Source organism: Stenotrophomonas acidaminiphila, assembly GCF_001431595.1.
Lineage (GTDB): Bacteria > Pseudomonadota > Gammaproteobacteria > Xanthomonadales > Xanthomonadaceae > Stenotrophomonas > Stenotrophomonas acidaminiphila.
On sequence record NZ_LDJO01000056.1, the window covers coordinates 24866 to 31320 of the forward strand.

General features: G+C 71.1%; 8 protein-coding genes. 1 reads left to right on the top strand and 7 read right to left on the bottom strand.

The genetic code is table 11. The annotated features are described in order from the left end of the window. Positions 1-57: 57 nt before the first annotated feature. Both ABB33_RS14730 and ABB33_RS14735 read right to left on the bottom strand, forming a co-directional pair. A complete protein-coding gene (locus ABB33_RS14730) occupies positions 58-747 on the bottom strand; it encodes an isoprenoid biosynthesis enzyme family protein (RefSeq protein ID WP_056932610.1) in 690 nt (229 codons plus the stop codon). A gap of 81 nt (positions 748-828) precedes the next feature. Beyond that, positions 829-1728 (bottom strand): helix-turn-helix domain-containing protein, encoded by a 900-nt coding sequence (locus tag ABB33_RS14735; RefSeq protein WP_082595118.1) that lies wholly within the window; start codon positions 1726-1728, stop codon positions 829-831. Positions 1729-1873: 145 nt separating this feature from the next. Here ABB33_RS14735 and ABB33_RS14740 point away from each other — a divergent pair, with 145 nt between their 5' ends. After that, positions 1874-2269: a DUF6265 family protein gene (locus tag ABB33_RS14740; RefSeq protein WP_248842458.1), complete on the top strand. Its 396-nt coding sequence runs from the start codon at positions 1874-1876 to the stop codon at positions 2267-2269. On the opposite strand, the gene ABB33_RS14745 is transcribed toward ABB33_RS14740, so the two are convergent. Genes ABB33_RS14745 through efp form a run of 5 tightly spaced genes read right to left on the bottom strand, consistent with a single transcriptional unit; the run spans position 2248 to position 6313 of the window. Beyond that, positions 2248-2973, bottom strand: coding sequence for a phosphoglycolate phosphatase (locus ABB33_RS14745; RefSeq protein ID WP_056932614.1), 726 nt, complete (start codon positions 2971-2973; stop codon positions 2248-2250). The genes ABB33_RS14740 and ABB33_RS14745 overlap by 22 nt on opposite strands. Continuing rightward, positions 2970-3692 carry a bifunctional 2-polyprenyl-6-hydroxyphenol methylase/3-demethylubiquinol 3-O-methyltransferase UbiG gene (gene ubiG / locus ABB33_RS14750; protein WP_056932611.1) on the bottom strand — a complete coding sequence of 241 codons (723 nt, stop codon included), beginning with the start codon at positions 3690-3692 and terminating at the stop codon, positions 2970-2972. Before ubiG ends, ABB33_RS14745 begins: the two co-directional genes overlap by 4 nt. A 27-nt stretch (positions 3693-3719) precedes the next feature. After that, entirely contained in the window at positions 3720-5063 is a 1344-nt protein-coding gene (locus ABB33_RS14755) for a TRZ/ATZ family hydrolase (protein WP_056932612.1), read from the bottom strand. Positions 5064-5103: 40 nt separating this feature from the next. Continuing rightward, positions 5104-5742 carry a TMEM175 family protein gene (locus ABB33_RS14760; protein WP_054665026.1) on the bottom strand — a complete coding sequence of 213 codons (639 nt, stop codon included), beginning with the start codon at positions 5740-5742 and terminating at the stop codon, positions 5104-5106. A gap of 4 nt (positions 5743-5746) precedes the next feature. Beyond that, on the bottom strand, positions 5747-6313 hold the full coding sequence (efp, locus tag ABB33_RS14765; protein ID WP_054665025.1) for an elongation factor P: 567 nt from the start codon (positions 6311-6313) through the stop codon (positions 5747-5749). Positions 6314-6455 lie beyond the last annotated feature (142 nt).

Here is a 6455-nt window from a genome sequence, read left to right on the forward strand (position 1 = left end):
GCCGCCGGCCAAGGCCCCTGCCGTCGACGATCGCCCGCGTCCGCGGGCCTCGGGCGATCAGCCCCGGGCCGCCCACCACCCACGCCACAGCAGCGCCGCCGGGGCGGGCTGGTAGTCGCCGCCGCGGATGCGGGCCTGCAGGCGGGCACGGGCCAGCGCCGCATACAGCCGGCGTGGCCGCGGCCCCGCGACCCGCGCCGGCCAGCGCGCCAGCAGAACCTGCTGCCAGGCGGCTTCGCCACCGGCGGCGCTGGGCACCGCGGCGGCGCCCAGGTCCTGCACCCGCTGCGCCAGCAGCTGGGTCAGCACCGCATCACCGGCGGCGGACTGCAGCGGCGCATCGAACAGGGCCGCCTCCACCGCCGCCACCGCATCGGCGAAGCGTTGCAGCGTGCTGCGCGCCTGCGCTGGATCGGCCACGACATCGCGGGCCTCGGTCAGGTCCGGCAGGGCTTCGGCCAGCTGCGCCCAGGGCGCGCGCACCGGCTCCAGCACGCGTCCGAGCGGATGCCGCGAGCGCTGCCCGGCCCAGCTGCGCAGTTCCTCGCCCCACCAGCCGAGCTTGGCATTGGCGGGCAACGGATCGCCGGCGATGTTGAGCATGTCGTCGAATTCCTGCAGCAGCGCGAACCACGCCACGGTGCGGCGATGCAGTTCCGGTGCGACGAAACGGTCCACCAGCGACCACTCGGGCCAGCGCTCGCGCCATTTGTCCAGGAAACCGTCCAGCGAATCAGATCCAGTCATGCGCCCATTGTAAGAATCCGCCCGCCCGCCGTCTGCCGTCCTGCGCCGCTGGCGGCCACCGGGCAGGCGCCAGCAGTGGGATCAGGTGCCGTCGGAACGGCGCGTTGCCATCCTGCAATGTGTGCCACGCGCCAGTGCCGCGGGCCGGGCGCTGGTGCCGCGCACGAAGGCCGCCGCCAGGCGCAGCGCATCGTCGCCGTGCCGGTCGCCGCGCAGCGCACGCAGCAGCCGGGCCGGGGTGGTGCCGGTCCAGCTGAGCAGGTCGTGCGTGGCGTGGGCCTGGTCGCTGTAGCCATGGCGTGCGGCGGCATCGGCGATGTCCGCGTCTTCGGCATCCAGCGTACGCAGCAGCGCCTGCAGGCGACGCACGCGGGCGTACTCCTTCGGGGTCATGCCGACTGCCGCAAGGAAGCGCGGCTGCAGGGTGCGCAGTCCGGTGCCGAGCCGCTGTGCCAGTGCGGTGATGCGCAGGTCGCCATCTGCCGCGTCGAGCATGGCCACCGCGCGCTCGATGAGCGCATCGGGTGTGAAACCGGCGCACTGCCCGTGCAACAGGCGCCACAGGGGGTCCGGCGACTGCGTGGCGGCGCACGCATGCGCGGCCTCGCCGAAGCGCGTGGCGAACCCCGGGTCCAGCGTGTACAGGTCGGGGGCATGGTCGCGCAGCGCCGGCAACCGCGCGCCGGCCACCAGCGCGCTGCTCGCTGGCGCCAGCCGCACGCCGATGCAGAACACCGCACCGGTCGCCTGCAGGCGGATCGGGCCGCGCTGCTGGGCGGCGAAGCAGAACGGCTGGTCGGCGCGGACCTGCCCGTCGGCGCCGTGGAAGCGCAGCGGCACGCCCAGTTCGGCCAGCAGCTCGCAGCAACCGTCCGGATAGATCACCTGCGGCTCGCCATCAGGGGCAGCGTCGCGCAGCACCCACAGGCAGCGCACGTGGCGCCGCAGTCCCGGCGGCGGCGGATGCTCGCTGTAGTCCATGCGCCATCGAACCGCGCGCTGCGCGTTTTTACAAGCGCCGCGACAGGGGCGCCGCTAGCCTGCCCCCATCCATCGAGGAGGCGGGAACATGGCAAAGGCGGCAATGGTGCTGGGGGTGGGCATGGCATTGGCAGGTGGGACCGCCGTGGCCGGCGAATTCGACTGGCTCGCGGGCCAATGGTGCGGCGGCAGCGCGGAACGGAAGATCGAGGAGGCCTGGCTGCCGGAAGCCGGCGGTGCGCTGCTGGGCATGTCGCGCACGCTACGCGGCGGCGGCACCGAGTCGTTCGAATTCATGCGCCTGGTGCCTGCCGGCGGCGAGGCGGGTTTCCATGTCCAGCCCAACGGCGCGGCGCCGACCGTGTTCGCCATCGCCGGGCGCGGCGATGGCTGGGTGGTGTTCGCGAACCCCGGACATGATTTCCCCCAGCGCATCGAATACCGGCGCGACGGCACGCGATTGCGCGCCGCCATTTCCGGGACCGGAGCGGACGGCATGCCGCTGGAGATCCGGTTCGACTACCGCCGCTGCGCCGACTGAACCGCCTCCGTGCGGTCCGCGCGCAGGCCGCGCGGCCGCGGCCAGGCCGCCGGCTCCAGCAGCGCGGCCGGAGTCGCCACCATCACGTCGGCCTGCCACAGCGCCGGGTCGTCGCCGTCCGGGCGGTAGCCCCACAGCGCCGCGACCGACGGCATGGCGGCCGCGGATGCGGCCTGGATGTCGCGCTCGTCGTCGCCGACGTAGACGCAGTGCTGTGGCGCCAGCCCGATCCGCTGTGCGGCCACCTGCAGCGGCAGCGGGTGCGGCTTGCGCTCGGCCAGGGTGTCGCCGCCGATGAGTACCGCGCAGCGCTGCTCCCAGCCCAGCTGCGGCAGGATCAGCCGCGCCAGGTATTCGGGTTTGTTGGTGACGATGCCCCAGCGGCTGCCCGCCTGTTCCAGCGCATGCAACATGCTGGCGATGCCATCGAACAGCCGCGCGTGGCGGCCGATCAGCGACTGGTAGACATCCAGGAACTCGGGCACCAGCGCATGCCGCTCGCTTTCGGCCATCTGCGGGAAGGCCACCGCCAGCATCGCCCGCGAGCCCTTGGACACCACCGGGCGCAACCGCTCGGCGGCCAGCGCCTGCATGCCGCGCGCCTGGCGCATGGCATTGGCGGTGACCACGAAGTCCGGTGCGGTGTCGAGCAGGGTGCCATCAAGGTCGAACAGCACCACCGGCGGGAACGCGGCCACGGTCAGGCCTGGTCCGGCTTGACCGCGAAGGCAAGGTAGTTGATGTCGGTACGCCGGCTCAGGCGCGCGCGGTTGCGCCACGGCTCGTAGGCCATGCCGCTGACGTCCTGCAGCTGCAGCCCGGACTGGCGCAGCCATGCGCCCAGCTCGGCCGGCTTGATGAACTCCTGGTAGTGGTGCGTGCCCCTGGGCAGCAGCCGGGCGATGTACTCGGCGCCGACCACCGCCACCGCGAACGCGGCCGGAGTGCGGTTGATCGTGGACAGGAACAGCTTGCCGCCGGGACGCAGCAGGCGCTGGCAGGCGGCGATGATCGCGCCCGGGTCCGGCACGTGCTCCAGCATCTCCATGCAGGTCACCACGTCGAACGTGCCGGCCTGCTCGGCGGCCAGATCCTCGGCTGCCTGCACCCGGTAATCGACCTGTACCCCGGATTCCAGCCCGTGCAGGCGTGCGACCTTGACCAGTTCCGGCGCCAGGTCGATGGCGGTCACCTGCGCGCCCTGCTTCGCCAGCGCTTCGCTGAGCAGGCCGCCGCCGCAGCCGATGTCGAGCACCCGGGCGCCGCGCAGCGCGGCGCGTTCGGCCACGTACTGCAGCCGCACCGGGTTGAGCGCGTGCAGCGGCTTCTGCGGGCCGTCGGCGTCCCACCAGCGGTTGGCCAGCGCGGCGAACTTGTCCAGTTCGGCCTGATCGAAGTTGTTGGACGTCGGTGCTGCGGTCATTTCAGGGTCCTCGTGAAACCGCCGCGCTCAGGCGCGGATGGAACGGATGCGGTCGCGCCACTGGCGGGCATTGGCGGTGATCGCCGCCACGTCCATGCCGACCAGTTCGCGCTGCACCAGCTTGGGCTGGCCGGCGATCCACACGTCGCTGACCTGGTGGCGGCCGGCGGCGTAGACCAGCTGCGACAGCACATGGTGCAGCGGCTGGGTCTCCAGCGCCGACAGGTCCACGCACGCCAGGTCGGCCTGCTTGCCGACCTCGATCGAGCCGATCTTCTCACCGAAACCCAGCGCACGCGCGCCGCCCAGGGTCGCCGCGCGCAGCGTGGTGGCCGCGTCCAGCGCGGTGGCGTCGTTGGCCACGGCCTTGGCCAGGATCGCCGCGGTGCGGTTCTCGCTGAACATGTCCAGGTCGTTGTTGCTGGCGCAGCCGTCGGTGCCGATGGCCAGGTTCACGCCCGCGCGCACCAGCGCGCAGGCCGGGCAGAAGCCCGAGGCCAGCTTCAGGTTCGACTCCGGGCAGTGCACCACGTGCACGCCGCGCTCGGCGCACAGGTGGATCTCGGCGTCGGTGAGCTGGGTCATGTGCACCGCGATCAGGCGGTCGTTGACCAGGCCCAGACGGTCCAGCCGCGCCAGCGGGCGCTGGCCATGCAGCCTGATCGAGTCGCTGATTTCCTGCGCGGTCTCGTGGGTATGCAGGTGCACCGGGATATCGAGCTGGTCGGACAGCATCCGCACCCGCTCGAAATTGGCGTCGTTCACCGTGTAGGGCGCGTGCGGGGCGAACGCGGTGCCGATCAGCGGGTCGCCGCGCCACTGGTCGTGCAGCTCGCCGGCGCGGGCGAAGTACTCGTCGTCGCTGCGGGCCCAGGCGCTGGGGAAGTCGATGATCACCGAGCCGACCAGCGCGCGGAAGCCGTGCTTCTTGTACACGGCGGCCTGCACGTCGGCGAAGAAGTAGTTCTCGTTGGCGCAGGTGGTACCGCCGCGCAGCATCTCGGCGATCGCCAGGGTGGTGCCGTCGGCAACGAACTCGGGGCCGATCACCGCCGCCTCGACCGGCCAGATGTGCTCGCGCAGCCAGGTCATCAGCGGCAGGTCGTCGGCGATCCCGCGCAGCAGGGTCATCGGGTTGTGGGTGTGGGCGTTGACCAGCCCCGGGATCAGCGCCGCCTGCGGGCGCGACACCACGTCGGCGGCCTGGAAGCGCGCGCGCGCCTCGGCGCGCGGCAGCACCGCCACGATCCGGCCGCCGCTGACCGCCACCGCGTGGTCTTCCAGCACCACCGCATGCGGCTCGACCGGCACCACGTAGCCGGCTTCGATCAGGAGGTCGCAGCGGGACGCCGCGGTTTCAGGGGTTGTCATTGCAGAGCTTCCTTCCGGGGACCGGGCCTGTGGCGCGCACTCACCCGCCGCGGGCGAGGATGCGCCGCCGGGCGAGCATGGACAGCGGGAAAATCAACGCGAACACCAGCGCCGCCCATTTCCCCGGGACGAACAGGCCCAGCGGGATGGCGCAGGAGAACACCAGCAGCGGGATCAGCCCGCGCACCAGCAGCAGCCGGGCCTGCGCCGCGCCGAGCCGGGCGCGCAGGTCCTCCTGTGCCACCACCGTGCGCCGGAGCAGCCAGGAAAACAGCGAAATGCCGGTGAGCACCAGCGCATAGACCACGAAATGCTCGGACACCTGGCGGGTCGCGAACGGCATCAGCACGACGAAGAACAACTGCAGCAGGGCCAGCCACACCAGCTTGGCGTTGACCCGCCGCACGTGTTTCCAGGTGAGCATGTGCCCGACCCAGAACAGCCCGGTCACGAAGAAGCTGATGACGTACGCCAGCAGCACGCTGGAGGTCTCGCCCCAGGCCTGGTCGGCGCCCACCCGCTCGATGAGTTCGCTGCCCGGCAGGCGCAGCTCGATGGCCAGCAGGGTGATGACGATGGCGAACACCGCGTCGCAGAAGTTCACCACCCGCTCATGCGGAAACCGGTCCTCGCGGACCGGTTCCTCGACAGCCTGCTCGACGCCGGCGGGTTCGCGCATGGGCTTACTTGACGCGCGCGGAGTATTCGCCGGAGCGGGTGTCGACGCGGATCACCTCGTCCTGGCCGACGAACAGCGGCACGCGCACCACCGCACCGGTTTCCAGGGTGGCCGGCTTGCCACCGCCGCCGGAGGTATCGCCGCGCACGCCCGGGTCGGTCTCGGTGATCTTCAGTTCGACGAAGTTCGGCGGCTGCACGGCGATCGGCTCGCCGTTCCACAGGGTCACCACGCAGGACTCCTCGCCCTTGAGCCACTTCTCGGCGCCGCCCATGCCGGCCTTGGTCGCCTGCACCTGCTCGAAGGTCTCCGGGTCCATGAAGTGCCAGTACTCGCCATCGCTGTACATGTAGTTCATGTCGGTGTCGACGACGTCCGCGGCATCCAGCGAATCGGTCGACTTCATGGTGATTTCCTGGGTGCGGCCGTCCTTGATCAGGCGGTACTTCACCCGGGTGAACGCCTGGCCCTTGCCCGGCTTGACGTACTCGGTGTCGATGATGACAGCCGGTTGGTTGTTGACCAGGATTTTCATCCCGTTCTTCACGTCGTTCATGCCGTAGCTGGCCATGCTGGAACTCCTGATAAGTGGCAAAACCGGCGCGCGCGTGGCGGCCGGATTAGAATGGAACGCCCGCCGTCGAAGGCGGGCATCTGTTTTTCTGGTCGCCCATGATAACCGCAGCCCTCGCCCCCGCTCCACAGGAATCCCC

Bases quoted from the DNA above. Each gene is read 5' to 3' on its own strand.
- ABB33_RS14730 (WP_056932610.1), bottom strand. From the start codon at position 747: ATGACTGGATCTGATTCGCTGGACGGTTTCCTGGACAAATGGCGCGAG.
- ABB33_RS14735 (WP_082595118.1), bottom strand. From the start codon at position 1,728: ATGGACTACAGCGAGCATCCGCCGCCGCCGGGACTGCGGCGCCACGTG.
- ubiG (WP_056932611.1), bottom strand. From the start codon at position 3,692: ATGACCGCAGCACCGACGTCCAACAACTTCGATCAGGCCGAACTGGAC.
- ABB33_RS14755 (WP_056932612.1), bottom strand. From the start codon at position 5,063: ATGACAACCCCTGAAACCGCGGCGTCCCGCTGCGACCTCCTGATCGAA.
- ABB33_RS14760 (WP_054665026.1), bottom strand. From the start codon at position 5,742: ATGCGCGAACCCGCCGGCGTCGAGCAGGCTGTCGAGGAACCGGTCCGC.
- efp (WP_054665025.1), bottom strand. From the start codon at position 6,313: ATGGCCAGCTACGGCATGAACGACGTGAAGAACGGGATGAAAATCCTG.